Source organism: Paraburkholderia sp. GW821-FHT02A12, from assembly GCF_059422005.1.
The window spans coordinates 1154893-1181618 of the sequence record NZ_JBWKWA010000001.1 but is presented as its reverse complement, the minus strand read 5'-3'; the positions used below and the strand labels follow the sequence as shown (position 1 = coordinate 1181618).

At 63.6% G+C, this 26726-nt stretch carries 24 protein-coding genes; 13 read left to right on the top strand and 11 right to left on the bottom strand.

Features of this window, described 5'->3' with window-relative positions:
* Positions 1 to 8: 8 nt before the first annotated feature.
* On the top strand, positions 9 to 1286 hold the full coding sequence (locus AC07WT_RS05265; protein ID WP_492595428.1) for a polyhydroxyalkanoate depolymerase: 1278 nt from the start codon (positions 9 to 11) through the stop codon (positions 1284 to 1286).
* A 124-nt stretch (positions 1287 to 1410) separates the two neighbouring features.
* On the opposite strand, the gene AC07WT_RS05260 is transcribed toward AC07WT_RS05265, so the two are convergent.
* Positions 1411 to 2043: a TetR/AcrR family transcriptional regulator gene (locus tag AC07WT_RS05260; protein ID WP_492595427.1), complete on the bottom strand. Its 633-nt coding sequence runs from the start codon at positions 2041 to 2043 to the stop codon at positions 1411 to 1413.
* A gap of 346 nt (positions 2044 to 2389) precedes the next feature.
* Between AC07WT_RS05260 and rsxB the strand changes: the two genes are divergently transcribed.
* From rsxB to AC07WT_RS05245, 3 genes are all read left to right on the top strand, one after another.
* Positions 2390 to 3232, top strand: coding sequence for an electron transport complex subunit RsxB (gene rsxB, locus AC07WT_RS05255; protein WP_494946301.1), 843 nt, complete (start codon positions 2390 to 2392; stop codon positions 3230 to 3232).
* Between the two features lie 24 nt (positions 3233 to 3256).
* Positions 3257 to 3901, top strand: a complete 645-nt coding sequence (gene nth / locus AC07WT_RS05250) for an endonuclease III (RefSeq protein ID WP_494946300.1) — start codon at positions 3257 to 3259, stop codon at positions 3899 to 3901.
* Positions 3902 to 4150: 249 nt separating this feature from the next.
* Positions 4151 to 4585, top strand: coding sequence for a DUF1841 family protein (locus tag AC07WT_RS05245; protein ID WP_115104124.1), 435 nt, complete (start codon positions 4151 to 4153; stop codon positions 4583 to 4585).
* Positions 4586 to 4742: 157 nt separating this feature from the next.
* On the opposite strand, the gene AC07WT_RS05240 is transcribed toward AC07WT_RS05245, so the two are convergent.
* Entirely contained in the window at positions 4743 to 5126 is a 384-nt protein-coding gene (locus tag AC07WT_RS05240) for a c-type cytochrome (protein ID WP_492595424.1), read from the bottom strand.
* A 47-nt stretch (positions 5127 to 5173) separates the two neighbouring features.
* Positions 5174 to 5542 (bottom strand): c-type cytochrome, encoded by a 369-nt coding sequence (locus AC07WT_RS05235; protein WP_115104129.1) that lies wholly within the window; start codon positions 5540 to 5542, stop codon positions 5174 to 5176.
* A 435-nt stretch (positions 5543 to 5977) separates the two neighbouring features.
* Between AC07WT_RS05235 and AC07WT_RS05230 the strand changes: the two genes are divergently transcribed.
* The 5 genes from AC07WT_RS05230 to AC07WT_RS05210 all read left to right on the top strand — a co-directional run bounded on the left by AC07WT_RS05230 (position 5978) and on the right by AC07WT_RS05210 (position 11261).
* Entirely contained in the window at positions 5978 to 6820 is an 843-nt protein-coding gene (locus AC07WT_RS05230; RefSeq protein WP_494946299.1) for an AAA family ATPase, read from the top strand.
* Positions 6821 to 6914: 94 nt separating this feature from the next.
* Positions 6915 to 8090 carry a vWA domain-containing protein gene (locus tag AC07WT_RS05225; protein ID WP_492595422.1) on the top strand — a complete coding sequence of 392 codons (1176 nt, stop codon included), beginning with the start codon at positions 6915 to 6917 and terminating at the stop codon, positions 8088 to 8090.
* A gap of 40 nt (positions 8091 to 8130) precedes the next feature.
* Entirely contained in the window at positions 8131 to 9351 is a 1221-nt protein-coding gene (locus AC07WT_RS05220; protein WP_494946298.1) for a benzoate/H(+) symporter BenE family transporter, read from the top strand.
* Positions 9352 to 9600: 249 nt separating this feature from the next.
* Positions 9601 to 10554, top strand: coding sequence for a transaldolase (gene tal, locus AC07WT_RS05215; RefSeq protein WP_494946297.1), 954 nt, complete (start codon positions 9601 to 9603; stop codon positions 10552 to 10554).
* 290 nt (positions 10555 to 10844) lie between these two features.
* On the top strand, positions 10845 to 11261 hold the full coding sequence (locus AC07WT_RS05210) for a VOC family protein (RefSeq protein ID WP_494946296.1): 417 nt from the start codon (positions 10845 to 10847) through the stop codon (positions 11259 to 11261).
* A gap of 99 nt (positions 11262 to 11360) precedes the next feature.
* Here AC07WT_RS05210 and AC07WT_RS05205 read toward each other — a convergent pair whose 3' ends face one another.
* The 8 genes from AC07WT_RS05205 to AC07WT_RS05170 form a co-directional block, all read right to left on the bottom strand.
* Positions 11361 to 12485 (bottom strand): FUSC family protein, encoded by a 1125-nt coding sequence (locus tag AC07WT_RS05205; RefSeq protein WP_494946295.1) that lies wholly within the window; start codon positions 12483 to 12485, stop codon positions 11361 to 11363.
* 124 nt (positions 12486 to 12609) lie between these two features.
* Positions 12610 to 14160 (bottom strand): monocarboxylate uptake permease MctP, encoded by a 1551-nt coding sequence (gene mctP / locus AC07WT_RS05200; protein WP_494946294.1) that lies wholly within the window; start codon positions 14158 to 14160, stop codon positions 12610 to 12612.
* The gene (locus AC07WT_RS05195) at positions 14160 to 14399 is read right to left on the bottom strand and encodes a DUF3311 domain-containing protein (protein ID WP_494946293.1); all 240 of its coding nucleotides are present in this window, start codon (positions 14397 to 14399) and stop codon (positions 14160 to 14162) included. Before AC07WT_RS05195 ends, mctP begins: the two co-directional genes overlap by 1 nt.
* A 286-nt stretch (positions 14400 to 14685) precedes the next feature.
* Complete coding sequence (locus AC07WT_RS05190) at positions 14686 to 15600, bottom strand: class I SAM-dependent methyltransferase (protein ID WP_494946292.1); 915 nt, start codon at positions 15598 to 15600, stop codon at positions 14686 to 14688.
* Positions 15597 to 16070 carry a DNA-deoxyinosine glycosylase gene (locus AC07WT_RS05185; RefSeq protein WP_494946291.1) on the bottom strand — a complete coding sequence of 158 codons (474 nt, stop codon included), beginning with the start codon at positions 16068 to 16070 and terminating at the stop codon, positions 15597 to 15599. Before AC07WT_RS05185 ends, AC07WT_RS05190 begins: the two co-directional genes overlap by 4 nt.
* Entirely contained in the window at positions 16070 to 16765 is a 696-nt protein-coding gene (locus AC07WT_RS05180) for a chorismate--pyruvate lyase family protein (protein WP_494946290.1), read from the bottom strand. Before AC07WT_RS05180 ends, AC07WT_RS05185 begins: the two co-directional genes overlap by 1 nt.
* Before the next feature lie 405 nt (positions 16766 to 17170).
* Entirely contained in the window at positions 17171 to 19069 is a 1899-nt protein-coding gene (htpG, locus tag AC07WT_RS05175) for a molecular chaperone HtpG (protein WP_494946289.1), read from the bottom strand.
* 140 nt (positions 19070 to 19209) lie between these two features.
* The gene (locus AC07WT_RS05170) at positions 19210 to 20664 is read right to left on the bottom strand and encodes an aminotransferase-like domain-containing protein (RefSeq protein WP_494946288.1); all 1455 of its coding nucleotides are present in this window, start codon (positions 20662 to 20664) and stop codon (positions 19210 to 19212) included.
* A 261-nt stretch (positions 20665 to 20925) separates the two neighbouring features.
* Here AC07WT_RS05170 and AC07WT_RS05165 point away from each other — a divergent pair, with 261 nt between their 5' ends.
* The 4 genes from AC07WT_RS05165 to AC07WT_RS05150 all read left to right on the top strand — a co-directional run bounded on the left by AC07WT_RS05165 (position 20926) and on the right by AC07WT_RS05150 (position 26599).
* On the top strand, positions 20926 to 21615 hold the full coding sequence (locus AC07WT_RS05165) for a VOC family protein (protein ID WP_494946287.1): 690 nt from the start codon (positions 20926 to 20928) through the stop codon (positions 21613 to 21615).
* Positions 21616 to 21690: 75 nt separating this feature from the next.
* Positions 21691 to 22887 carry an aminotransferase-like domain-containing protein gene (locus tag AC07WT_RS05160; RefSeq protein WP_494946286.1) on the top strand — a complete coding sequence of 399 codons (1197 nt, stop codon included), beginning with the start codon at positions 21691 to 21693 and terminating at the stop codon, positions 22885 to 22887.
* A gap of 57 nt (positions 22888 to 22944) precedes the next feature.
* Positions 22945 to 23409 (top strand): RidA family protein, encoded by a 465-nt coding sequence (locus tag AC07WT_RS05155; protein WP_492596120.1) that lies wholly within the window; start codon positions 22945 to 22947, stop codon positions 23407 to 23409.
* An 829-nt stretch (positions 23410 to 24238) separates the two neighbouring features.
* On the top strand, positions 24239 to 26599 hold the full coding sequence (locus AC07WT_RS05150) for a bifunctional diguanylate cyclase/phosphodiesterase (protein WP_494946285.1): 2361 nt from the start codon (positions 24239 to 24241) through the stop codon (positions 26597 to 26599).
* The last annotated feature ends 127 nt before the right edge of the window (positions 26600 to 26726 follow it).

The following is a 26726-nucleotide window of genomic DNA, read 5'->3' as shown; positions in this document are numbered from 1 at the left end:
GAGCACCCATGCTCTACCAATTTCACGAATTCCAGCGGGCGATGTTAAGCCCCCTTACCGCCTGGGCTCAGGCTGCGTCGAAGTCGTTCGCGAATCCGGCCAGCCCTCTCGCCTACGTGCCGGGCGCCACGCGCCTGTCGGCCGGTTACGAACTGCTCTACCGGCTCGGCAAAGACTACGAGAAGCCCGAGTTCAACCTTCATCAAATCGTCAAAGACGGCCATAACATCCCGATCATCGAACAAACGATCATCGAAAAGCCGTTTTGCCGCCTGATGCGCTTCAAGCGTTTCGCGGACGACAGCGACGCTGTTATCCAATTGAAAGACGAGCCGATCGTGCTGGTGTGCGCACCGTTGTCCGGACACCACGCCACGCTGCTGCGCGATACCGTGCGAACGTTGCTGCAAGACCACAAGGTCTACCTTACCGACTGGATCGATGCGCGCATGGTGCCGCTCGAAGAAGGCGAGTTTCACCTCGACGACTACATCGCCTACATCCAGGAATTCATCCGTCACATCGGAGCGAGGAATCTGCACGTGATCTCGGTGTGCCAGCCGACCGTGCCGGTGCTCGCCGCCATCTCATTGATGGCGAGCCGCGGCGAAGACACGCCGCGCACCATGACGATGATGGGCGGCCCGATCGACGCGCGCAAGAGCCCGACTTCGGTCAACTCGCTGGCTACGCAACACTCGTACGAATGGTTCGAGAACAACGTGATCTTTACGGTGCCGCCGAACTATCCGGGCGTGGGCCGCAAGGTTTATCCGGGCTTTCTGCAACACACCGGCTTTGTCGCGATGAATCCGGAGCGGCACGCGGCGTCGCACTGGGACTTCTACCAAAGCCTGTTGCGTGGCGACGAAGACGACGCCGAAGCGCATCGCCGCTTCTACGACGAATACAACGCGGTGCTCGATATGGCCGCGGACTATTACCTGGACACGATCCGCATGGTGTTCCAGGAGTTCCGTCTTGCCGAAGGCACGTGGGACGTCGCCGGCGAGCGTGTACGTCCGCAGGACATCAGGAAGACCGCGCTTCTCACCATTGAAGGCGAGCTGGACGATATCTCCGGCGACGGTCAGACTTTCGCCGCGCACGGGTTGTGCAGCGGAATTCCGGAGCAGGACAAGCGTCACCTCACCGCGGAGAAATGCGGCCACTACGGCATTTTCTCTGGCCGCCGCTGGCGCACCATCATCTATCCGCAGCTGCGCGACTTCATCCTCGAGCACAACAAGGCGCCGAAGGTGACGAAGGAAAAAGTCGAAGCCTGAGCGTCACACAGTCACGCAGACAGATAGAACAACGGCCTCTTCGGAGGCCGTTGCCGTTTCTGGAACGTCTTACGCTTCTCGCGCCTCTGAAGTTTCTGAGGTTTCTTGGCGCGTGCGATGTGCCCTAACGCCGCAACAGATACGCGAGCAGCAACTCCATATTCATCTGCACGAGTTCGCTGCGTTCGCTTGCGGTGCTGAAATCGCGGCCGAGCGTCGCTTCGAGCGTGAAGCGGTTCGACACGATGTAGTAGCCCATGCCGGACAGCGTCACATAAAAGCGCAGCGGGTCGACGTTAGTGCGAAACAACCCCGCGCGCTGGCCGCGCTCGAGAATGCCGCCGAGCGTCGCGACAATCGGCGAGATCATTTCGCGGATGCGGGTCGACTTCTGCATGTAGCGTGCCTCATGCAGATTCTCGTTATTGACGAGACGCAGCAACTCGGGATGATCGCGGTAGTAATCCCAAACAAAATGCGCGAGGCGTGTGATGGCCTCGACCGGCGCGACGCCGTTCAGTTCGAGCGTGCGCTCCGCTTCATTGAGCGCGCTGAATGCGTGCTCGAGTACGGCAGTGAAAAGCTGCTCCTTGCTACCGAAGTAGTAGTAGAGCATGCGTTCATTCGTTTCCGCGCGGCGGGCGATTTGATCGACGCGCGCGCCGAACAACCCTCCATTTGCAAACTCTTCGGCCGCCGCAAGCAGAATGCGGCGCCGCGTGCCTTCAGGATCTCTTTTGATTTTCGGCTGATTCATGGTGGCATCGTCTTCGTGAGCCGCGTTATCCGGATCGCGCCGCCGGCCTCTCCTCGGGCCTTGCACCGACAGCGTTGAACGGGCGCGCCATGGTTGGGGGACACCCTTCTGCGGTCTTTCGAAAAAGCGCTTCGATTATGGCACATGGATTGCGGATCGCAATTGGGGAAATCGGCGATAATGTGCTATTTAGTTCAAGCCCAGCGTGAGCGAGCGCTTGCGCGTATTCGCCTGCATCGGCAGGTTTTTGCGCGCTTTCGCCGCGCTTTTGTGTTGCCCAGCCTGCCGCGTGCTTTCCCCGAGGCCGCCCTCGGCGCCGCGCGGCCGCGAAGCAAGCCCCAATGTCGTGACCGTGACCGATTCCATAACACTCGCAGATCGCATCGAAGATCTGCTGCCCCAGACGCAATGCACGAAGTGCGGCTATCCGGCGTGCCGTCCGTATGCCGAAGCCGTCGCCAGCGGCGAGGCCAATTACAACCAATGCCCGCCAGGCGGCGCCGAAGGCGTCGCGCGCCTCGCCGCGCTGCTCGGCAAGCCGGTGATCCCGCTCAATTCCGCCAATGGCGTTGAACGGCCGCGTCCTTTGGCGGTTATCGACGAGCAACTTTGCATCGGCTGCACGTTGTGCATGCAGGCTTGTCCAGTCGATGCAATTGTTGGCGCACCGAAACAGATGCATACGGTGATCGCGGAGCTCTGCACCGGTTGCGACCTGTGCGTGCCGCCCTGCCCGGTCGACTGCATCGCGATGCCGCCCGTCACCGGCGAAGCAACCGGCTGGAACGCGTGGAGCCAGGCCCAGGCCGACGCCGCGCGTGAACGCCACGACCGGCGCGAAGCGCGTCTTGCGCGCGAACGCGAAGCCGCCGAAGCGCGTGCTGCAGCGCGGCGAGCCGCGAGCAGCGCGCCTGTGCAAGGCGCCGAAGCCTCGGCTGGAGCGTCACCCACCGCGCCCGCCGCGCCGGCCGCGGACGACGCCGAAGCGAAAAAACGCGCGATTATCCAGGCCGCGCTCGAGCGTGCGCGCAAGAAGAAAGAAGAGCTGGCAGCCAAAGGACAAGGTCCGCTGAACACCGAGCATGTCAGTGCCGATGTGCAGGCGCAGATCGACGCTGCCGAGGCGCGCCGCCGCCGTCTCGGACTCGCGGCGGACGACGACACCGACACTCACTCCACGAAGCGCTAACCGCACCTCACCCTCACGCTCCGCATGAACGCGAACAAACGCCGCGCCATCTACGAGACGCTTCAGAGTCTCAATCCGCATCCCACCACCGAACTCGAGTACACCACACCGTTCGAACTGCTGATTGCCGTGCTGCTGTCGGCGCAGGCCACCGACGTGTCGGTGAACAAAGCGATGCGCAAGATGTTCCCCGTCGCGAACACGCCGCAGCAGGTTTTCGACCTCGGCGAAGAAGGCGTCGCGGACTACATCAAGACCATCGGCCTCTATCGGACCAAGGCCAGGAACGTTATCGCGACTTGCCGCATCCTGCTCGACCAGTACGGCGGCGAAGTACCGGAAGATCGCGAAGCGCTCGAGAGTCTGCCCGGCGTCGGCCGAAAAACGGCGAACGTGATCCTGAACACCGCGTTCGGCCATTCGACCATCGCCGTCGATACCCATATCTTTCGGGTTGCCAATCGAACCGGGCTGGCGCCGGGAAAAGATGTGCGCGCAGTGGAGGTGGCGCTGGAGAAATTCACGCCGGCCGAATTCAAGCAGGATGCGCATCACTGGCTGATCCTGCACGGACGCTACGTATGCAAGGCGCGCCGGCCGGAATGCTGGCATTGCGTGATCGAGCCGCTGTGCGAGTTCCGGCCGAAGACGCCGCCGCCGGATCTTTGAACGCGGCGCGGCGACGAAGCGAACACGCGCGAGCGCCTCGGTCGTGCACCCTCCGGCAGCATTGCCGTCCAGGCGCGCTTGGGGTGCTTGGGGTGCTTGGGGTGCTTGGCGTGCTTGGGGTGCTTGGGGTGCTTGGCGTGCTTGGGGTGCTTGCAGCACCGTCAGCAAGCCCTCCAGCCCCGGCGTAAAATGACGCCCTGCACCCCCGCATCGACCTCAACGCATCGACCTCAACGCACCGGCCCCACGATGTTCAATCCCAGCCGCGACGAAGTTCGCCTCTTTTTCACCGACACCTGGCGCAAGCAGCGTCAAGGCGAGATTCTGACGCCGCTCGAAGCGATCGCCGCCGACTGGATCGTCGAGCATCCCGAGTACCACGCCGATCTGGCCGATAGCGAAGGCGCGGCAACCCAGGACTACTCGCCCGAACGCGGACAGACCAACCCGTTCCTGCATCTGTCGATGCATCTGGCGATCACCGAGCAACTCTCGATCGACCAGCCGCCCGGCATTCGCGCCGCGCACGAGCGCCTCGCCGCGCGCCTCGGCTCGACCCATGAAGCGCAACACGCGATCATGGACTGCCTCGGCGAAACCATCTGGGAAGCGCAGCGCACCGGCACCCCGCCGGATACGGACGCGTATTTGCAGCGTATCGAACGGCGCGCCACACGGGACTGAGCGGCCACGGCGCGGCCGGACCACGGCGGTCGGCGCGTAATGCAATAACGCAATAACGCAAATCGCGGCGCCAAAAGCACGACACCCCGCCGAAGCAGGGTGTCGTTCAATCAGGAATGGTGCGAAAAAAAGCGAGCTCGGCAAGCGCGCAGCGCGCTTACTTCTTCTGCACCAGATCGCCGTCCAGCGATTCGACATAAGCCGCGATGTCCTTCATGTCGCCTGGCGACAGGCTTTGCACCTGCGCCTGCATGATCGCGTTGTTGCGACCGAGGTGCGGATTGCCGTTGCCCATCTGATACTGGCGCAGCGCCCAGTAGATATAGTCGGCGTGCTGACCGGCGAGCTTCGGATATTCCGGGCTCACCGGCTTGTTCAGGTTGACGCCGTGGCAAGCCGCGCAATTGTGGCTGTCGGCCAGCACCTTGCCGTTGCCGGCATCGGCGGCGTGCGCGACGTTCGCTGCAACCAGACCGATCACTGCCGCCGACGCGCATGCAGCCTTGAACACCGTGTGGAGTGCCTGTTGGGGCTTATTCATGAATTCTCCTATCCCGCGAATATAAATAACCGAGTGACCGACGCCGATCACTTGTCGGGATTGTTCTTCGAAGAGGAATTTTGCGCTGCGTAGTAGGCAGAGATATCGGCGATGTCCTGATCCGACAGCGACACGGTGATCGCGTGCATCGTTTCGAAATGGCGGTCGCCCTTCTTGTAGCCGTGCAGCGCGTTCTCGAGATACGCCTGATTCTGGCCGCCGAGCATCGGCACGCGGTAGACCTCAGGGTAAGCCGTGCGGTATTCAGGGATGCCGTGGCAGCCAATACACATCGCGACCTTGCCTTGGCCCGCCTTCGCGTTGCCGACGACATCCGCTGCCTGCGCACTGGCCGCATAGCCCGCGAGCACCGACAGCGCTGCGATCACGACGTGTTTGCCGACGAATTTATTCATAGCATGTAACCTGGCTTGAGGGGAAACGGGCGCCCAAAAAGGCAACGGCCCGCGCCGTCATTCTTATAGGGTAGCCACGCAGGCCAAAAAAATCGGGCTAATTGTACCGCGACGCCGCGCCGAACGTCCACCGCGCGGGGCGGCGGCGCATCCGGCTGCCACGAACCCGCGCCCAGGGCCGCTTTGCTGCGCGGGCGCCAAACCTGCCGCCCGCGGCGGACCGGCTGCAGCCGCGTCAGCGCGCGAAAGGCGCGCCGCGGGCCATGCCGCCACCACCCGCCACCACCCGCCGGCCGCCCGAGAGCCGCCCGGCCACCGCCCGCCGGCGTCCGGCACCGTGGATGACACCGCGGGTGACACCCTACGCGGGCCCCGTTCAGCCCAACAGGCCTTCTGACTTATACTGGGTTTTTTTCCCAAAAAGAGCATCTCGCCATGCGTTTCGAAGGCTCATCGCAATACGTCGCCACCGACGACCTCAAGCTCGCGGTCAACGCCGCGATGACGCTGAAACGCCCGTTGCTGATCAAGGGCGAACCCGGCACCGGCAAAACCATGCTGGCCGAAGAGGTCGCCGCCGCGCTCGACATGCCGCTCCTGCAGTGGCACATCAAGTCCACCACCAAGGCGCAGCAGGGTCTGTACGAGTACGACGCGGTGTCGCGTCTGCGCGATTCGCAGCTCGGCGACGAGCGCGTGAAGGACATCAGCAACTACATCGTCAAGGGCGTGCTGTGGCAGGCGTTCGAGTCGGACCAGCAAACGGTGCTGCTGATCGACGAGATCGACAAGGCCGACATCGAATTCCCGAACGACCTGCTGCGCGAACTCGACCGCATGGAGTTCTACGTGTACGAGACGCACGAGCTGATTCGCGCCAAACAGCGCCCGCTCGTCATCATCACGTCGAACAACGAGAAGGAACTGCCCGACGCGTTCCTGCGCCGCTGCTTCTTCCATTACATCAAGTTCCCCGATCCGGCAACGATGCAGCAGATCGTCGAGGTGCATTATCCCGGCATCAAAAAGGAACTGCTCGCCGCGGCCATGCAGAGCTTCTTCGAATTGCGCAACGTGTCGGGACTGAAGAAGAAACCGTCCACGTCGGAACTGCTCGACTGGCTGAAACTGCTGCTCGCCGAAGACATTCCGTCCGATGCGCTGCGCTCCAGCGATCAGAAACAGATCATTCCGCCGCTGCATGGCGCGCTTCTGAAAAACGAACAGGACGTAAGCCTGTTCGAGCGGCTGATCTTCATGAACCGCAACAACCGCTAACACCGTTAACACCGTTAATACCGCTATTGCCGTCGTCACGACGTGGCTGAGCACGCAGTACCGCCGCCCCCCCAGCCGCCGCAGAGGAAACAGCATGCTGATCGACTTCTTTTATTCGCTGCGCGCGGCCAAACTGCCGGTGTCGGTGAAGGAATATCTGACGCTGCTCGAAGCGCTGAAAGCCAACGTGATCGCGCCGTCGCTCGACGACTTCTACTATCTCGCGCGCATCACGCTGGTCAAGGACGAGCAATACTTCGACAAATTCGACCAGGCGTTCGGCGCGTATTTCAACGGCGTCGCGCAAACCTCGGAGCTTGCCTTCGACGTCCCGCTCGACTGGCTGAAGAAGAAGCTGCAACGCGATCTGTCGCCCGAAGAAAAAGCGCAGATCGAAGCGATGGGCGGTCTCGACAAGCTGATGGAGCGCCTCAAGGAACTGTTCGACGAACAGAAAGAGCGCCACGAAGGCGGCAATAAATGGATCGGCACGGGCGGCACGTCGCCGTTCGGCAACGGCGGCTACAACCCGGAGGGCGTGCGCATCGGCGGCGATGCGGCGGGCAATCGCACGGCGGTCAAGGTGTGGGAAGCGCGCGCCTACCGCGATTATGACGATCAGGTCGAAATCGGCACACGCAACATCAAGATCGCGCTACGCCGCTTGCGCCGTTTTGCGCGCGAAGGTGCCGCCGAAGAACTCGATCTGCCCGACACGATCCGCAGCACCGCTGCAAACGCCGGCTGGCTCGATCTGAAGATGGTGCCGGAGCGGCACAACAAGGTGAAGGTATTGATGCTGCTCGACGTGGGCGGCTCGATGGACGATCACATCAAACGCACCGAAGAGCTGTTTTCGGCGGCCAAGGCCGAGTTCAAGCACCTCGAGTTCTATTACTTCCACAACTGCGTGTACGACTTCCTGTGGAAGAACAATCGCCGCCGCCACGCCGAGCGCATGCCCACGTGGGACGTGCTGCACAAGTTCACGCCGGATTACAAGCTGATCTTCGTCGGCGATGCGACGATGAGTCCATACGAAGTGCTGCAGCCGGGCGGCTCGGTCGAATACAACAATCCCGAAGCCGGCGCCGTGTGGCTGCGGCGGCTGGCGGATCATTTTCCGCATTATGCGTGGCTGAACCCGGAGCCGGAGGCCCTGTGGCCGTACCGGCAGTCGGTCAGCGCAATCCGCGAAGTGCTCGGCCACCGCATGTATCCGCTCACGCTCGCCGGCCTCGAAACGGCAATGCGCATGCTGAGCAAATAATCCGTTCACGTTCTAACGCCAACTACAAGAAAGTATCTGCATGAGTCCGTCTTCATCGCCCGAATTTTCCGCTGCCACCGCATCGCCCGGACGTCTCAGACCGTTCGCCGACACCTCGCTGTCAGCCGTCGTCGCCGGCTTCGTCGCGATGATGACCGGCTACACCAGTTCGCTGGTGCTGATGTTCCAGGCGGGCCAGGCCGCGCATCTGACCGATGCGCAGATTTCGTCGTGGATCTGGGCGTTGTCGATCGGCATGGCCGTCGGCACGATCGGCCTCTCGCTGCGTTTTCGCGCGCCGATCGTAATCGCATGGTCGACGCCGGGCGCGGCGCTGCTGGTGTCGTCGCTGCCGCATGTGGCTTACGCGGAGGCGATCGGCGCGTTTATCGTCTGCGCGTTGCTGCTGACCGTGGTCGGCCTGACCGGCTGGTTCGATACGCTGATGAAAAAAATCCCGGCAGGCATCGCCTCGGCGTTGCTGGCGGGCATTCTGTTCGAAATCGGCATCGAGATTTTCCGCGCCGCGCAGTTCCAGACCGCGCTCGTGCTGACGATGTTCTTCACCTATCTGATCGCCAAACGCCTCGTGCCGCGCTACGCGATCGTCACGACGCTGAGCGTCGGCACGATCGCCGCCGGCGGGCTCGGCCTGCTCGACTTCAGCCGCTTTCATGTCGCGCTCGCGCACCCGGTGTTCACCATGCCGGCGTTCTCGGTGGCCGCGAGCATCAGCATCGGCATTCCGCTGTTTGTCGTCGCGATGGCGTCGCAGAACGTGCCGGGTATCGCGGTGCTGCGCGCCGACGGCTACACGACGCCGTCCGCACCGCTGATTTCGACGACCGGCATCATCTCGCTGTTGCTCGCACCGTTCGGCTCGCACGGCATCAATCTTGCGGCGATCACGGCGGCGATCTGCACCGGCCCCGAAGCGCACGACAACCGCGGCAAGCGTTACACCGCCGCTGTCTGGTGCGGCATTTTCTATCTGATCGCCGGGATTTTTGGTGCGACCATCGCCGCGCTGTTCGCGGCCTTGCCGAAGGCGCTGGTCGTCTCCGTCGCTGCGCTGGCGCTGTTCGGCTCGATCATGAGCGGCCTTGCCAACGCGATGCAAGACCTCAAACAGCGCGAAGCGGCGCTGGTGACGTTCATGGTGACGGCCTCGGGCCTCACCCTGCTGTCGATCGGCTCAGCATTCTGGGGACTGGTTGCGGGCGTGCTGACGCAACTGGTGCTGAACGCGCGCCGCGTCTGACGGCGTCCGTGACAATGCGGCGCCGGAAAAACGGGGCCTGAAATCCGCGTGAACGGATCGCCGGGGGCAAGTGTCAATGCCGCATCAGGCGATCCGCCATAGAATAGAAGTATCCGGCAGCGTTTCCCGGCAACATGGCGGGTAAATGCTGCAGCGTGACTCCCGGCCGCCGGACTGGTTGTACTTTTTGTCCGGCGGCGACCTCATTTCTCCTGAACCACGGCGCACGTACGCCCTGAAGGCTCGAACATGACAACCGCACTCGACCAGCTCAAGCAATACACCACCGTCGTTGCCGATACCGGCGACTTCCAGCAACTCGCCCAGTACAAGCCGCAGGACGCGACCACCAATCCGTCGCTGATTCTGAAGGCCGTGCAGAAGGACGATTACCGTCCGCTGCTCGAAAAAACCGTGAAAGCGCACGCGTCGAAGCCGGTCGGCGTGATCATCGACCAGTTGCTGATCGCATTCGGCACCGAGATCCTCCAGATCATCCCGGGCCGCGTGTCGACCGAAGTGGACGCGCGCCTGTCGTTCGACGTCGAAGGCTCGATCGCCAAGGGCCGTGAACTGATCGCGCTGTACAAAGACCACGGCATCGAGCGCGAGCGCGTGCTGATCAAGCTGGCCTCCACGTGGGAAGGCATCCGCGCGGCCGAAGTGCTGCAGAAAGAAGGCATCCGCTGCAACATGACGCTGCTGTTCTCGCTCGCGCAGGCGGCCGCCTGTGCCGAAGCGGGCGCGCAGCTGATTTCGCCGTTCGTCGGCCGCATTTACGACTGGTACAAGAAGAACGCCGGCAGCGCCTGGGACGAAGCGAAAGACGGCGGCGCCAACGATCCGGGCGTCAAATCGGTGCGCCGCATCTACGCGTACTACAAGAAGTTCGGTTACAAGACCGAGGTGATGGGCGCGAGCTTTCGCACGACGAGTCAGATTCTCGAACTGGCCGGCTGCGATCTGCTGACCATCAGTCCGGATCTGCTGCAAAAGCTGCAGGAGAGCACCGAGAAAGTGGAGCGCAAGCTGTCGCCGGAGATCGCCACGGGCGCGGACATCGAACGCGTGCCGGTCGACGAATCGTCGTTCCGTTTCCTCGTCAACGACGAAGCGATGGCGACGGAAAAACTCGCTGAAGGCATTCGCGCGTTCGCCGCGGACGCCGTCAAGCTGGAAAAGCTGATCGAAGCGCTGCGTTAAACCCGCCTCCTCTGTTCAAGCGCGCGGCCCTGAGCCTTCCGGTTCAGGGCCGCGCGCCGTTTCCGGGTCGCTTCCGGGTCGTTTCCGGGTCGCTCTGACTCGCTTCTGACTCGCCTCTGGCCGCGTTTTATCGGGGCCACGTCGAACCCGCCGCTCTTCCGGCACAAAGTCACAATTGCTGCTGCAACGGACGACTACAATCGTCTGCACGCCCGCCCGCACCTCAACCTGTGCACGTCTGGAGGTTCGCAGCGCCGCGTTCCGCTGACCCAAAACTCCGGGAGACGATCATGTATGTCCAGCCTTACGTTTTTTTCAACGGCCGTTGCGAAGAAGCGCTCAAGTACTACGGCGAGAAACTCGGCGCGGAGGTGGTGTTCCTGATGCGCTACAAGGAAGCACCGCCCGACGCACAGGGACAGTTGCGCCCCGGCATGGAGGACAAGATCATGCACGCGAGCGTCAAGCTCGGTTCGACGGTCTGGATGGCGTCCGACGGCCACTGCGACCCCAATGCCGGCCCGATGAACGGCTTCAACCTGTCGCTGACAGCCGACGATGCGGCATCGGCCGAAAAATATTTCAATGCGCTAGCCGACGGCGGACAGGTGATGATGCCGTGGCAAGCCACCTTCTGGAGCAAGGGCTTCGGCATGGCGGTGGACCGCTTCGGTCTCGCCTGGATGGTGACGGTACCGGAAAACTAAAGCTGTCGCCGTCGTGGCGAATACCGCTGCTGTCAGGCCGGCAGCGCCCGCGGCAGCGGCGGTCTGTTTTCGGCCAGTTGCCTAGCCCTAGCCCTCGCCCTAGACCTTCAGCAACGTCCGCGCATGCCGTTCGATGTTCCAGTTCGGCTCGGTTTCCAGCAGCAATGCGCGCAGCCGGTCGACCTGTTCGGCCAGCCGCTGCCCGAGCCAATAGGGACCTTGCAAGTCGGGCGGCAGTTTCAACGCCGCGTCGCTGCGCGCTGGCGAGAGCGGCGACGCGGCCGGAATCCTGAATTGCGTCGCGCGGCCAAAGCGCAGACCGCGCGCCGTGGCCAGCAGAATGCTTCGCACGGCGCGCACCTCGATTCCGCACTCCTGCGCGAAGGCGGCGCGCGCCGCTGCGTCGGCGCGCATCAGCGGCCCGGTCGCCAGCAGTTCCAGCGAACTGAGCACCGAGCGATGCAAGCGCTGGATCTCCTCGAGCCGGGCCTGCGGCACATCGATCTCCTTGGCCACCGAAGGCATCAGCGAACGCAGTTGCACCAGCCGCTTGTTGATCCTTAGAAAGCCCTTGACCTGCTCGTCTTCGCTGATCGTCTCGCCTTGCAGCAGCCGCGCATGGATCCGCGCGCATTCGCGCAGATTGTCGGCGAGGCCGTAGCGCCACGAGTAGGTCGCGTGCAGCGGCAGCGCGAACGAAAACGCCAGCGCGATCACGATGCCGATCAGCACGTTCAGCGTGCGCCACAGCCCGACGTCGATCAGATTGTCGCCGTGGCCCGCGACGATGCACATCGTGATCGCCGTCAACAGGCCGACATAGCCGGACGAGCCGATTGCGAACCACGCGCAGATCGCGGCGACGATCGACATCAGCACGTAGGTGAGCGGCAGCGAGCCGATCAGGTTCTGCTGCAGGATCAGCACCAGGCCGATCGACGCGCCGAGCAAAGTGCCCGCCGCCCGTTCCGCGGCCTTCTTGCGGATGTTGCCGTGATGCTGCAAGCCGCCGATCACCACCAGCAAGGTCACCGACGACCAGATACCGTGCGGGATGTCGATACCGGTCGTGGCGAGAATCGACACCAGCATCGCGAGACCGACGCGCAGACTGTGCAACACCCTCGCATGGCGATAGCGGTAGTACGGCGACGCGACCGCACGCACCATGCGGCTAATGGCCGAACGGCGGGCAATCACGGTGGGGGAATCGGCAGAGGCCATGGCGGCGCGACGGACGCTTTGAAGAACAGTTCCGCTATCGTGCACCAGAGTGCGCCGGAAAGACAAACGCCCGCAAACTTCCGTCTGCGGGCGCGGTTCACTGACCCGAAGTAGAGCAGCTTGCTCAGCCTTCGACCGCGTCCAGATAGTCTTCCGGACGGGTACGGTCTTCGGCGCGCTGCATGCCCAGCACGCGCACCAGAATGCTCACCACCACCGACACCACCAGGTTCACGACCAGCGACCACACCGCCGCGTAGCCCGGAATCGCGAGACCGAACAGGTGGATCGTGAAGATCGAGCCGGCCAGCTTCAGCGAAATCGCCATCCACGTGCCGGTTGCGATGCCGGCCGCCCAGCCGAGCAGCAGGCCGCGGTAGTCGAGCACGCGCGTGTACAGGCCCAGCACGATTGCCGGCAGCGTCTGAATGATCCAGATACCGCCCAGCAGTTGCAGCTGGATCGCGTACGTGAGCGGCAGGCCGAGAACGAACGCCACCGCGCCGACCTTGACGATCAGCGACACCAGCTTGGCCACGTTGGTCTCCTGGTCGTGCGTCATGTTGCGGTTCACGAACTCCTTGTGGATGTTGCGCGTGTACAGGTTCGCTGCCGCGATCGACATGATCGCCGCCGGCACCAGCGCGCCGATGCCGATCGCCGCGAACGCGACGCCGACGAACCACGACGGGAAGAAGTGCAGGAACAGCGCCGGCACCGCGAAGTTCGGCCCGAACGCCTTGAAGTACGGCGCGTATTCCGGCATATCCTTCACGCCCGCTGCGAGCGCCATGAAGCCGAGCAGCGCAAGCAGACCGAGCACCAGCGAGTAAGCCGGCAGCATCGCCATATTGCGGCGGATCGTGTTACCCGAATTCGACGACAGGATGGCGGTGATCGAGTGCGGATACAGGAACAGCGCCAGCGCCGAGCCGACCGCGAGCGTCGCATACGCGCTGTAGCCGTTCAGGCTCGACACGTCCGGCGCCTTCAGCAACAGCTTGGCCGGCGGCACCACGCCGAAGATATGGCCGAAGCCGCCCAGCTGCGGCGGAATCACGATGATCGCGGCGAAGATCGTCACGTAGATCAGGATGTCCTTGACGACCGCGATCATGGCCGGCGCGCGCAGACCCGAGGTGTACGTGTACGCCGCGAGAATCGCGAACGCGATGATCAGCGGCAGATCGCCGACGAAGCCGGTGGTGTCGAAACCCAGTGCGCCGATCACCACTTCGATACCGACCAGTTGCAGCGCGATGTACGGCATCGTCGCGACGATGCCGGTCAAGGCGACCGCCAGCGCGAGCATGCGGCTGCCATAGCGGGCCGAGACGAAGTCGGCCGATGTCACGTAGCCGTGGCGTTTGGCGATGCTCCACAGTTTCGGGAACACGACGAACGCGAACGGATAGATCATGATCGTGTACGGCAGCGCGAAGAAGCCGGTGGCGCCCGCGCCGAACACCAGCGCCGGCACGGCGATGAACGTGTAGGCCGTGTACAGGTCGCCGCCGAGCAGGAACCAGGTGACGATGGTGCCGAAGCGCCGCCCGCCGAGGCCCCACTCTTCCAGATGAGCGAGATCGCCGCGCCGCCAGTGGGCCGCGATAAAGCCCAGAATGGTGACGCCGACGAAGAACAGTACGAAGACGAATGTCGCGGTGGCGTTCATTATTGCGCGCCCCCTTGCGGACGGCCCGTCGAACGGGTCTTGGTCTTGAAGTACACGAGCGCCGTGATGACCGCGCTGATCAGCACCCACAGGAGCTGATACCAGTAGAAGAACGGAAAGTCGAACAGTTGCGGTTCGACCTTGTTATATGACGGCACCCAGACCATTGCGATCCAGGGCAGCAACAGCAACCAGAGCCAGCGCTTGCTGGCTTTGTTCGCGTCGGCGTCGTGAGCCATGACGTCTCCTCCTACCTATTATTGAAATGTTGGCCCGTGTTTTGACGGGTGGTGGATCCCGCAGCGGGGAGCCGCCCCGCGGATAAGCGACGGGCGCCCCGAAAGCATCGAAAGAGTATAGGAGCCGCGAACGTGCGGTCAAGCAGGGACGACCCGAGGCGGGACGGTGCTGGCGAAGCGGGACGAGCGCGGCTTGGGTGTCCCCGGCCGCATAAACCGTGCGGCAGCGGGCGTTGCGTCTGAGAGCAGTCGAGCCGGCTTGCCCGGCCCGGCTGCCTGTCGATCGTCAGACCGAGAACGAGTTGCCCGTCTGCCCGGTCGATTCCTGCAGACCCTTGATCCACTTGCGCGCCGGCAGGCCGAGTTCGGCTTCGATCAGCCTGGCGCGCGCTTGCAGCGCCGTGAACGGCACGTCGAGCGCCGGGCCCGAGAAGGCGATCGCGATGCGGTTGCCGTCATGCACTTCCGGCAGTGCGACGACGCGGCCGTCGAACGCTTCATTCAGCCGCTTCATGTTGCGCACGAAGCTCGGGTGATCGCCGAACAGGTTCACCGTCACCACGCCCGCGCCGGTCAGACACGCGCGCACGGCACGGTAGAAGGCGACGCTGTCGAGCACCGGGCCGCGCGCGGTCGCATCGTAGACGTCGACTTGCAGCGCGCCGATCGTGCCGTGATTGGCGCGGTCGTTGACGAAGTCCCACGCGTCGGTTTCGTGTACGGTCAGGCGCGCATCGTCGTGCGGCAGTTCAAACATCGTCCGCGCGGCGACGACGACCGCCGGATTCAACTCGACCGCCTCGACCTTCGCGCGCTTCAGGAAGCGGTGGGCGAACTTGGTCAGCGCCGCGGCGCCCAGACCGAGCTGGACGATGCGCCTGGGCGTTTCGATGAACAGCAGCCAGGCCATCATCTGCTGCGCGTATTCGAGTTCGATGTGATCCGGCTTGCGCAGACGCATCGCACCTTGCACCCATTCCGTGCCGAAATGCAGGTAGCGCACGCCGCCTTCTTCCGAGAACGTGACAGGAGCAAAACGCGGCTTGCGCGGCGCTTCGATTTGCGGCGCGTCGTGCAGATCGTCGCCGTGTTGCGCGCGCCTGTTATTGCGCACTGCTTTCTGTTTGCCGCCCGCGGCGTCTGCGTCTTGATGGCGGAAAGCACGCGCTTCAGCCGAAGCGCGCTTGATTAATTTCGTCATGTAAGGATGTCGCGCCAAAGGCGCAATTTTTGGTCGAACGAGAGCATAGCATTCGCCGGACTCGACGAAGGCAATACGAGGGTGGCGTAGCCGGCTTCGCCGATCACCGGCGCGAAGCGGCCCGCCGTCTTGCCGTTGAAGCAGACTTTGCGCAGCAGCGGCGCATGCTCGCGCAGCGACGCGAAGTCATTCGGTTGCGCGTTGCGGATCGCCGCATCCAGACTCCCCTCGCGATGGCAAGCCGCAAGCACGTCCCACACGCCGATGTCATGCGCGAGTACACGCCTCAGACGTTCTTCGTAAGCGAGTTCGGCCAGCGGCTCGTCGAGCACCGTGCCGAGCAGACGCCAGAACTGGTTGCGCGGATGCGCGTAATACTGCGTCGCGGCGAGCGACGCTTCGCCGGGAAAGCTGCCGAGAATCAGCGTATGCGTACCGGCGGCGACGACGGGTGGAAAGCCGCGCAGCATCAGCGGCTCGCCTCGCCTGGCGCGCGAACCGCGGGATGCGCGGGATGCGCTCGCGATACGGTGTGCTCGAGCGGGCGCCCATGTTCACGCGAACGCGGATGCGCCGCGTGCGATGCAGGCGCGGACGACTCGCACGCCGACGAAGCCAGATGCACCCACAGCGCGGGCAACATGCATTCGGTCACCATCAGCGGCGCACCGTGGCGCTCGAACACGGAGCGGCGCGCGACCAGCGCATGCGGCGGCGCGCCGTCGATCTCATACGCAGCCAGTCGGTACAGCGAATGACGCGCCGTCAGCCTGCGGCTCACCAGCGACGAACGCGCGACGCTGCTATCGCTGTACAGCAACTCGGCGAGCGGACGGGTACGCAGCCGCCGTGTCGCCTGCCATACGCCGACGCTCGCCGCGAGAGGCGCCACGCTATGCGCGGCGACGAACGGCACGCCGTCGACCGACAACACCACCTCCCGAACCCACGCGGGGGCACGCGGCGCGAGGCCGAGCGCGGCGTGCTCGTCGGCCCACGGCCGCGCAACGGCTTCGCGCGTGACGCGCACCGCGACCGCGCCGAGCGTGCGCAGATGCGCGGTCAGTGAACCACCGCGGGTCAGCCAGTCTTTCTGGGCAGCGCTAAAGCCGGGTAAGGGAGCGACGCGCCAGTGGGCGTCGGCGGCATCGAAACGGATAGGCATGGTGTCGGATTATAACGGCGACGCCGATCAGACGATCGCCAGACCTGCCCCCTCCTCCCGTCAGGACGTTCTATTGGCAGCCGCTCGGATGCTGAGGTGCCTCAATCGGCTTGCCGCTTAAACCTCAGACCGCATTGCACATCGGGTGGCGGTCGTATTGCGGCGGCCGGGTGCGTTGCATCTGGAAAGAGAACTGGCCGGCGCCGTCCTATCGCAAGTGCGTCGTTTAAACGGACAGGCGCCCGCGCATCAAGCTGCCGCCGTTGTCCACCTGACCCGGCGCAAAACCGCGCGCTGGGCAAAAAAATGCGCTGCCGAAGCAGCGCATTTTTCAACCACGAGCGTCAGCGCGACGCTTAGTCAAACTTAACTCGCAAACTCAACTCGCCAACTCAACTCGCGAGCTCATCCCGCACGCGTGAGCAACAACGCATTAGTCCGCTTCACGAAACTCGCCGGATCTTCCAGCGCGCCGCCTTCGGCGAGCAGGGCCTGATCGAACAGCAGATGGCACCAGTCGTCGAAGTTCGCGCTGTCCGCATGCAAGCCCTTCACCAGCGCGTGCTCCGGATTCACTTCGAGAATCGGATGGAACGACGGCGCTTGCTGACCCGCGGCCTTCAGCATACGTTGCAGATAACCGCTCATGTCGCCGTCGTCGGCGACGAGGCAGGACGGCGAATCGGTCAGGCGGAACGTCAGACGCACGTCCTTCGCCTTGTCCTTCAGCGCTTCCTTCATCCTGTCGACCAGCGGCTTGAACTCTTCGCCGACCTTCTCCTGCGCCTCTTTTTCTTCGTCGTTCAGCGCGCCCAGATCGAGATCGCCGCGCGCGACGCTTTGCAGCGGCTTGCCGTCGAATTCGTTCAGGAACGACAGCATCCATTCATCGACGCGATCGGTCAGCAGCAGCACTTCCACGCCCTTCTTGCGGAACACTTCGAGATGCGGACTGTGGGTCGCGGCCTGCCAGGTGTCCGCGGTCACGTAGTAGATCTTGCTCTGCTCGGGCTTCATCCGCGCGACGTAATCGGCGAGCGAAACGGTTTGCTCCGGCGATTCCGTATCCGTCGACGCAAAGCGAACCAGCCTGGCGATGCGTTCGCGGTTGGCGAAATCCTCGCCGACGCCTTCCTTCAGCACCTGCCCGAATTCCTTCCAGAAGCCGGCGTACTTCTCCTTGTCGGCGTCATTCTCCGAGTTCGCCAGTTCTTCGAGCATCGACAGCGCGCGCTTGGTCACGCCTTCGCGGATCGCCTTGACGTCGCGGCTCTCCTGCAGGATTTCACGCGACACGTTAAGCGGCAGATCGCTCGAATCGACTACCCCCTTCACGAAGCGCAGATACGCGGGCAGCAGTTGCTCGGCGTCGTCCATGATGAACACGCGCTTCACGTACAGCTTCAGCCCGGCGCGATGATCGCGGTTGAACAGATCGAACGGCGCATGCGCGGGCACGTATAGCAGCTGTATATATTCGCTGCGTCCTTCGACGCGGTTATGCGTCCACGTGAGCGGGTCCTGGTGATCGTGCGACAGGTGCTGATAGAACTGCTCGTACTGCTCTTCGGTGATGTCGCTCTTCGCGCGGGTCCACAGCGCGCTCGCCTGGTTGACGGTCTCGTCTTCGTCCTTCGTGACCATTTCGCTCTTTTCCGCGTCCCACTCTTCCTTCTTCATCAGGATCGGCAGCGCGACGTGGTCCGAGTACCTCTGGATGATCGACTTCAAACGATGCGACGACAGCAGCTCGTCTTCATCGGCACGCAGATGCAGCGTGATGGTCGTACCGCGCGCGGCGCGCTCGATCTGCTCGACCGCGAAGTCGCCCTCGCCCGCGCTTTCCCAGCGCACGCCCTCGGACGCCGGCAATCCGGCGCGGCGCGTTTCGACCGTGATCCTGTCCGCGACGATGAAGCCCGAGTAGAAGCCCACACCGAACTGGCCGATCAGCGCCGCATCTTTCTGCTGGTCGCCGGAGAGCTTGCCGAAGAATTCCTTGGTGCCTGAACGCGCGATCGTGCCGAGGTGGGCGATCGCTTCGTCGCGGCTCATGCCGATGCCGTTGTCGTCGATGGTGACGGTGCGCGCGGCCTTGTCGTACGACACGCGAATCCGCAGATTCGGATCGCTCTCGTACAACGCGCTGTTTTCGATCGCCTCGAAGCGCAGCTTGTCGGCCGCGTCGGATGCGTTCGAAATCAGCTCGCGCAGAAAGATTTCCTTGTTGCTGTACAGCGAATGGATCATCAGGTGCAGAAGTTGTTTCACTTCTGCCTGAAAGCTCATGGTTTCTTGTGCCATGGTCGGACTTCCTCTCTGTTGCGGTTGATTCGCGATTGATTCGGTTGGGGCGCGGCGCCGGGACGAAGCCCGCGCGGCTCACGCGCCGCTGCGCCGGGCCACCGGAGCGTCCGCCTAACTGGGGGCGATCCGGCGCGGTTTCAAGAGGCGCGGCGCGCGACGCTGTCGAGATACCGGCACAGGAACGTCGACAGCTCCGGATCGCCGCAATTGGCGATATTGAAGCGCATCCACGTGGTCGGCGATTGCTGCGGTGAAAAGAGGCTCCCGGGCGTCAGCAAAAACCCGTCTTCATGGCCGGCGGCCGCCAGCGCGTCCGCGTCGACGCCGGTGTCGGCCCATAGAAACATACCCGCCGTCGGCGTCAGGAACAGCTTCAGGCCGGTTTTTTCCAGCATCCGCACGGACTTTTCGCGCACGCCGTCCAGCCGCGCGCGCAGCCGCTCGACATGCCGCCGGTAATGGCCTTCGGTGAGAATCTTGTAGAGCACGCGCTCATTCAGTTCGGGGCTCGTCATGCCGACCAGCATTTTCTGATCGCTGACGGCGGTCGCCACGTCCGGTGCGCAGGCGATGAAACCCACGCGCAGATTCGGCGCGAGCGTCTTCGAAAAGCTGCCGAGGTAGATCACGCGCTTCAACTGGTCGAGGCTCGCGAGACGCGTGCCCGGATAGCTCGGCGGACACAGGTCGCCGTAAATATCGTCTTCGACGACGATGAAGTCATAGGCTTCGGCGAGACGCAGGATGCGGAACGCCTGCGCGGCCGTGAGCGACGTGCCGGTGGGGTTCTGCAGCACCGAATTGATCACCAGCATTTTTGGCCGCCACGTCTGCACCAGCGATTCGAGCGCGTCGAGGTCGGGACCGTCCGGCGTATACGGCATGCCGACCAGCCGCGCGCCCTGCGACGCAAAGCGCCCGAACATCTGGAACCAGGCCGGATCGCCGACGATCACCGCATCGCCCGGCCTCACGTAAATGCGCGAAATCAGGTCGATCGCCTGGGTAATGCCGGAAACCATCACGATCTGCTCGGGCGACACGCCGATTTCCAGTTCCTCCAGCCGCGTCTGCAACTGCTGGCGCAGCGGCAAAAAACCCAGCGGCGTGCCGATCCCGAGCATCTGCGCGCCGCTTTGCCGACCGAGCGTGCGCAGCGCGTTGGTGATCAGATCGCCGTCCAGCCAGCGGCCCGGCAGGTAGCCCAGCCCCGGGCTGCGCTCGGGGCGCGCGCCCGTATGCAGCATATTGCGCAGCAACCAGACGACGTCGATCGTGGCCGGCGCGGGCGCGGCCTCGGCGGCCGCCCGGATCTCGCCCGAGGCGACGCCGCCGAGCCGCTCGCGCACATAGAAGCCCGAGCCGCGCCGCGACTCCAGGTAACCCTGCGCCACCAGCCGTTCGTACGACTCGACCACCGTGAAGCGCGACACGCCCTTGTCGAGCGCCAGCTTGCGGATCGACGGCATGCGCATACCGGGGCGGAACACGCGCTCCTCGATGCGGCGGCGCGCCCACTGGACGAGCTGCTCGACCAGCGTCAGCGACGCCGTGTCGTGCGGGGCGGGTATCTGGGCAAGCGGGACGGACATAACGGGCTCCAACTGTACCGAACAGTATCGAGACGATTGTACCGTTACTGTGCCGGTCGCCGCCGCTACATTTGAGACAAGCAGCGGATCATTGAGGAGCCCGACACGGCGCGGAGCCGCGAATTGACGATAGCGGCGAAACCGCCGCCGTCCGCCTCGCCGGCCGACCCGGCGAACGGTTATGCTTACGACCCCGGCAGCGTTGCCGACCCACCCGGCGCGCGCTCCGGTTCACCGCAGAAACCGTTTCTTCGATCCGCCATGACCGCTCATTCGCTTCGTCTCGATCACCTGGTGATTTCCGCCCGTACCCTCGACGAGGGCACGCAGTACGTCGCCGACACGCTCGGCGTCGCACCGGCCGGCGGCGGCGCGCATCCGCTGATGCGCACACACAACCGCCTGCTGAACCTGTGGGGCGGCGTGTATCTGGAGGTGATCGCGATCGATCCGCAAGCCGTCGCGCCGGCGGACGGCGCCACGCCGCGGCCCCGGCTGTTCGCCCTCGACGACCCGGCGACCCACGCGCGGCTCGAAAAAGGGCCGTATTTGTCGCACTGGGTCGCGCGCGTCGACCGGCCGAAACGCCTCGCGACGTGGCAACCCCAGTATCCGCAGCGCATCGCGCCGATCGTGCCGATGACGCGCGGCGATTTCACATGGGGCCTGACCGTGCCCGACGACGACGGGTTCCCCGCCTGGCGAGGCGCCGGCGACGGCGTGCTGCCGTCGCTGATTCAGTGGGACACGCCGTGGCATCCGTCGGCGGTATTGCCGGAGACGGGTCTCGCGCTGAAATCGCTGAACGCCGTCCATCCGCAGGCCGACGCGATAGCGGCGCAATTGCAGTGGCTGGGCGCGGCGCACCTGATTGCGCTGGCGCCGACCGCAGGCGCGGCGGCGCTCAGCGCCGAGTTTGAAACGCCCGACGGTCTACGGACCCTTAAATAACCAGCGCGCGCGGGTCGCCGACTCGCGCGATAATTGAAGTTTTGACCGGTTCCAGACACACCAGATGAGGAGACCATGGACCAAAGCGACTTGAAAGCCCCCACGTGGCAATTGTCCGAACGCGCGCGCAAGCTCACGAGCTCTGCGATCCGCGAGATCCTGAAGGTCACTGAGCGGCCGGAAGTCATTTCGTTCGCGGGCGGTCTGCCGTCGCCGGCCACCTTCCCCGCCGAGCGCATGCGCGAAGCGTCGGACCGCATTCTGCGCGACGCGCCTGCCGCCGCGCTGCAATACAGCGCGACTGAAGGCTATCTGCCGCTGCGCGAATGGATTGCGCAGCGTTATTCGGTGAACGGCGCGCAGATTCGCGCCACCCAGGTGCTGATCACAACCGGCTCGCAACAGGCGCTCGACCTTCTCGGCAAAGTGCTGGTGTGCCCGGACAGCCCGGTGCTGGTCGAAACGCCGACCTACCTCGGCGCGCTGCAATCGTTCTCGATGTACGAGCCGCGCTATGTGCAGGTGCCGACCGACGAGCAAGGCCTGATTCCCGAAGCGCTCACGCCCGAACTGACGGCCGGCGCGCGCCTCCTGTATGCGCAACCGAACTTCCAGAATCCGACGGGCCGCCGTCTGCCGGTCGAACGCCGCCGCGCTCTTGCGGCGTTTGCCAGGACCGCACCGTTCCCGGTGATCGAAGACGATCCGTACGGCGCGCTGGATTATGCGGGCGAGCCGCTGCCCACCATGCTGTCGATGTCGCCGGATCACATCGTCCATCTGGGCTCGTTCTCGAAGGTGCTGGCGCCGGGCCTGCGGGTCGGCTACATCATCGCGCCCGAAGAGTTGATTTTCAAACTCGTGCAGGCCAAGCAGGCCACCGATCTGCACACGCCGAGCTTCACGCAGCGTATCGTGTACGAAGTGGTCAAGGACGGTTTCCTCGACACGCACGTGCCGACCATCCGCGCGCTCTATCGCGATCAATGCGCGGCGATGCTGGCCTCACTCGAACGCCATATGCCCGAGGGCGTGAGCTGGAACCGTCCGGAAGGCGGCATGTTCGTGTGGGTGCGCTTGCCCGCGCAGATCGACAGCATGAAACTGCTCGAAGAAGCCGTCGCGCAGAATGTCGCATTCGTGCCGGGTGGCCCGTTCTTCGCGAACGAAGCGCAGCACAATGCGCTGCGCCTGTCGTTCGTCACGGTGCCGCCGGCCAAAATCGACGAAGGCGTGGCGCGTCTCGCAGCACTGATTCGCGCGAAGGTTTAAGCAGTCTTCGCCCGCCCCCCGCGTCACCGAAATTTCACTAACGACCAAGGACATGACATGTCTCAAACGAATGTGTACGACAAGCTCAAGGAGCTGGGCATCGAATTGCCGGGCGCAGGCGCTCCGGCAGCCGCTTATGTGATGAGCGCGCAAAGCGGCAACACGGTGTACCTGTCCGGCCACATCGCGAAGAAGGACGGCAAGGTGTGGGCCGGCAAGCTCGGCGCCACGCTCACCACCGAAGAAGGCAAGGCCGCCGCGCGCTCGATCGCGATCGACCTGCTTGCCACGCTGCACGCGCATGTGGGCGACCTGAATCGCGTCACGCGCATCGTCAAGCTGATGAGCCTCGTCAACTCGACGCTCGAGTTCACCGAGCAGCATCTGGTGACCAACGGCGCGTCCGAACTGATCGCCGACGTGTTCGGCGAGCGCGGCAAACATGCGCGCTCGGCGTTCGGCGTGGCACAGATTCCGCTTGGCGCATGCGTCGAGATCGAGATGATTGCCGAAGTCGAGTAAGGTCGAGTAACGCGGCGAAATAAGGCCGCGAAACAAGGCGGTGAAATAACGCGGTCGAATCAGACCGGTTGGCCGGTCTGGCCGGCCGGTCGTTCGGAACGCGTACTGAACGCGTCGCGAGGTGTCGATCACCCGTGGCGCGTTTTGCATTTGTGGCGAGGTAGATCGTTCCCTCATCACCAGATAGAATCCGCCAACCATCCCACCCTGCCAGATTCGCCAGACCCGCCGATGCCAGCCAGCACTGTCCGTTTCAAACACGTCGATGAGTTCACGTCGGTGACGATCGTCGACGGCACATTCAGACTATCGTGAGCGGCGCACGGCGTGCTGGCGCACTGTTTGCATACAGCGGCTCACCCATGCGGCCAGCGGCACCGCGCCTTTTCCGGCCACACCGAACCACAAATTGGCGCATTGCGGCATGCATTGTTCCCACGCACGATTCCCGACCAATGCGCCATGCATGACAAGAGGCCTGTCAGAGGCCTGGCACGCCTGAACTCCTGAACGCCGGACCACCGATGAAAACCTCGCAAACGCCCGCCCCGCCTCGGCTTTATAGCCGACCGCGTGGTCTGCGAATCCAGTCGGCGGGAACGGCTGTCGCCGCCCGCGTATACCCGATGCGCGGACCCTTCCTTAATCCAGTCGCATTAAGTAATATCGAAAGGTACTCAACGATCAGCGGATGGTCAGGCACGACGCCACGCTCCCTTTCTCTGCGCAGCAGTACCGGCACCTTGGTCACCATGCAGCCAACCATGAAATTAGCGCAGTCAATGCTCGCGCAGTTGCAGCCGGCCGGCACCAGGGCTCGGACCGCCAGATGAGCCAATACCGCTTCTCCGACCAGCGCGAAGCCAAACCTCGCCGCGATCCCGCCGTGTCGCGCCGCCGCGCTTTGCTCGCGATTCCCGCGCTTGGCGTGCTGGTCCTGATCCTGCTTTGGACAGTGATCTTTGCGCGGCTATCGGTAGAAAAAGAAGCCACTTACCGCGAAGCGATGGCCTCTGCTGCAATTCTTTCCGCGGCGTTGGAGCAGCACACGGTCAAGGCGATTCACCAGGTCGATCAGATCACCCGCTTTGTTAAATTCGAGTTCGAGAAAACCCCGGATCATTTCGATCTCGCCAGCACGGTGGAGAAAGGTGTCGTGCAAAGCGAGACGCTGGTGCAGGTATCGCTGATCGACGAGCACGGCACGCTGATCGCCAACACGGCCGAACTCAACCCCAAGCGTATCGACCTGTCCGATCGCGAGCACTTCAAGGTCCACGAACACGAAAACGACGATCAGCTGTTTATCAGCAAACCCGTGCTCGGCCGTATATCCCGCCACTGGACCTTGCAGATGACGCGGCGTCTGAATCATCCGGACGGCTCGTTCGCGGGCGTCGTGGTGGTCTCCGAAGACCCCAGCTATTTCACCAGCGATTTCTACAATAACGCGGCAATCGGCCGCGAAGGCGTGATCGCGGTGATCTCGGACAGCGGCAGTGTGCTCGCACGGCGTACCGGCAGCGCCGAAAACGCCAACGGCGCGTTCTCGGCAAGCGGCTCGTATCCGACCTCCGAGCATGTGTCGGGCACCTATGTCGATTCGATCGACAACGTCACGCGCATCGTGTCGTACCGGCATATCGACGGCTATCCGCTCGGGGTGCTGGTCGGCCTGTCGCAAACCGAGGAGTTCGCCGACTACAACCACACGCGCAACGTCTATCTGCTGATGGCGGGCTTCATCTCGCTCGCCATGCTGAGCTTCTTCGCTGTCGCGACCGGCTTGATCGGCAAGCTGCTCGGCCGCGAGCGCGAGATGACGCATCTGGTCGAATACGACCTGCTGACCGGCTTGCGCAATCGCTATGCGACGCTGCAAAGCCTGCGGCACGACGTGGCGCAACCGGCCAATCTCGGGCGCCTTGCGATTCTCTTCATCGATCTCGACAACTTCAAGACCGTCAACGACACGCTCGGCCACAACGCGGGCGACATCGTGCTGCAAATGACCGCGTCGCGCCTCGCCGCGGCAGTCAACGACGGCGGCTCGTTGAGCCGTATCGGCGGCGACGAGTTCGTCGTCGTGATCAAGGGCGACGACGTCGAGAAGCGCGCCGTGACCCTGGCCGAAGCATCGGCCGAAGCATTCGACAAGCCTTTCGAGGTCCGCGGCAGCTCCTTCGTGCTGCATGCGAGCATCGGCATTGCGCTCTACTCGGTGGTCAATGAGAGCGAGATCGACCTGCTGAAAAAGGCCGACCTGGCGATGTACAGCGCGAAAGACGCGGGCAAGAACTGCTACCAGTTCTATTCGCCGCAACTGTCGCATCGCGCGGATCATTTGATGAAGTGGGAACAGCAGTTGCGCGTCGCGCTCGCCGAAGGGCAACTGTTTCTCGCCTATCAGCCGAAGATCGATCTGACGCGCCGCTGCATTACCGGTTTCGAGGCGCTGGTGCGCTGGAATCATCCGCAGCATGGCCTGATTCCGGCCAACGAATTCATTCCGGTCGCCGAATCGACCGGCCTGATCGTGCCGATCGGCGACTTCGTGATCGAGACCGCCTGCCGCCAGCTGGCGCTTTGGCAGCAGCAAGGCTACGACACGCTGTCGCTGGCGGTGAACATTTCGGCGGTGCAGTTCTGGCGCGGCGATCTGTACGAAACCATCTCGCACGCGATCGAGGAAACCGGGATCTCCGCGCGCCGCCTCGAACTCGAAATTACCGAAACGGCGATGATGGAGTATCCCGAACTCGTCTCGGAGAAGATCTTCGCGTTAAAGCGCCTGGGCGTGCGTATCGCGCTCGACGATTTCGGCACCGGCTATTCGTCGCTGTCCTATCTGAATCGCTTCTCGGTCGATACGCTGAAGGTGGACCGTTCGTTCGTCCAGGCGATTCCGGGCGACCGCAGCGTCTGCGTGATGGTCACCGCGATCGTCAATCTGGCGCGCTCGCTCGGACTCACGGTGGTGGTCGAAGGCACCGAAACCGAAGAGCAGATTGCCTGGCTGGCCGCGCTCGGCCATATCGAGGCCCAGGGTTTCCTGTTCTCGCGCCCGGTTCCGGTGGACGCGATTCCGGTGTTGCTCGAACGCTTCGGCGTATGCGGCATGACGGATCGTCACGCTACGCACGCCGTCGACAGCGCGAGCAGCGTGCCCAGCACCAGCGCCAACGACTGATCCGGGCCCGATCGCGGCCCGATAGACGCCCGACACGAACGGTTACAAGCCTCTCATGTTCAAGTCAGGCGCACCGCCACAAAACCGGCTACATTCACTCCGTACTGCGACATAGCGCGATGCCGGC

Excerpts from the sequence above, each read along its gene's own strand:
- AC07WT_RS05265 (WP_492595428.1), top strand. The coding sequence starts at position 9 with ATGCTCTACCAATTTCACGAATTCCAGCGGGCGATGTTAAGCCCCCTT.
- AC07WT_RS05260 (WP_492595427.1), bottom strand. The coding sequence starts at position 2,043 with ATGAATCAGCCGAAAATCAAAAGAGATCCTGAAGGCACGCGGCGCCGC.
- nth (WP_494946300.1), top strand. The coding sequence starts at position 3,257 with ATGAACGCGAACAAACGCCGCGCCATCTACGAGACGCTTCAGAGTCTC.
- AC07WT_RS05245 (WP_115104124.1), top strand. The coding sequence starts at position 4,151 with ATGTTCAATCCCAGCCGCGACGAAGTTCGCCTCTTTTTCACCGACACC.
- AC07WT_RS05240 (WP_492595424.1), bottom strand. The coding sequence starts at position 5,126 with ATGAATAAGCCCCAACAGGCACTCCACACGGTGTTCAAGGCTGCATGC.
- AC07WT_RS05235 (WP_115104129.1), bottom strand. The coding sequence starts at position 5,542 with ATGAATAAATTCGTCGGCAAACACGTCGTGATCGCAGCGCTGTCGGTG.
- AC07WT_RS05230 (WP_494946299.1), top strand. The coding sequence starts at position 5,978 with ATGCGTTTCGAAGGCTCATCGCAATACGTCGCCACCGACGACCTCAAG.
- AC07WT_RS05225 (WP_492595422.1), top strand. The coding sequence starts at position 6,915 with ATGCTGATCGACTTCTTTTATTCGCTGCGCGCGGCCAAACTGCCGGTG.
- AC07WT_RS05220 (WP_494946298.1), top strand. The coding sequence starts at position 8,131 with ATGAGTCCGTCTTCATCGCCCGAATTTTCCGCTGCCACCGCATCGCCC.
- tal (WP_494946297.1), top strand. The coding sequence starts at position 9,601 with ATGACAACCGCACTCGACCAGCTCAAGCAATACACCACCGTCGTTGCC.
- AC07WT_RS05210 (WP_494946296.1), top strand. The coding sequence starts at position 10,845 with ATGTATGTCCAGCCTTACGTTTTTTTCAACGGCCGTTGCGAAGAAGCG.
- AC07WT_RS05205 (WP_494946295.1), bottom strand. The coding sequence starts at position 12,485 with ATGGCCTCTGCCGATTCCCCCACCGTGATTGCCCGCCGTTCGGCCATT.
- mctP (WP_494946294.1), bottom strand. The coding sequence starts at position 14,160 with ATGAACGCCACCGCGACATTCGTCTTCGTACTGTTCTTCGTCGGCGTC.
- AC07WT_RS05195 (WP_494946293.1), bottom strand. The coding sequence starts at position 14,399 with ATGGCTCACGACGCCGACGCGAACAAAGCCAGCAAGCGCTGGCTCTGG.
- AC07WT_RS05190 (WP_494946292.1), bottom strand. The coding sequence starts at position 15,600 with ATGACGAAATTAATCAAGCGCGCTTCGGCTGAAGCGCGTGCTTTCCGC.
- AC07WT_RS05185 (WP_494946291.1), bottom strand. The coding sequence starts at position 16,070 with ATGCTGCGCGGCTTTCCACCCGTCGTCGCCGCCGGTACGCATACGCTG.
- AC07WT_RS05180 (WP_494946290.1), bottom strand. The coding sequence starts at position 16,765 with ATGCCTATCCGTTTCGATGCCGCCGACGCCCACTGGCGCGTCGCTCCC.
- htpG (WP_494946289.1), bottom strand. The coding sequence starts at position 19,069 with ATGGCACAAGAAACCATGAGCTTTCAGGCAGAAGTGAAACAACTTCTG.
- AC07WT_RS05170 (WP_494946288.1), bottom strand. The coding sequence starts at position 20,664 with ATGTCCGTCCCGCTTGCCCAGATACCCGCCCCGCACGACACGGCGTCG.
- AC07WT_RS05165 (WP_494946287.1), top strand. The coding sequence starts at position 20,926 with ATGACCGCTCATTCGCTTCGTCTCGATCACCTGGTGATTTCCGCCCGT.
- AC07WT_RS05160 (WP_494946286.1), top strand. The coding sequence starts at position 21,691 with ATGGACCAAAGCGACTTGAAAGCCCCCACGTGGCAATTGTCCGAACGC.
- AC07WT_RS05155 (WP_492596120.1), top strand. The coding sequence starts at position 22,945 with ATGTCTCAAACGAATGTGTACGACAAGCTCAAGGAGCTGGGCATCGAA.
- AC07WT_RS05150 (WP_494946285.1), top strand. The coding sequence starts at position 24,239 with ATGAGCCAATACCGCTTCTCCGACCAGCGCGAAGCCAAACCTCGCCGC.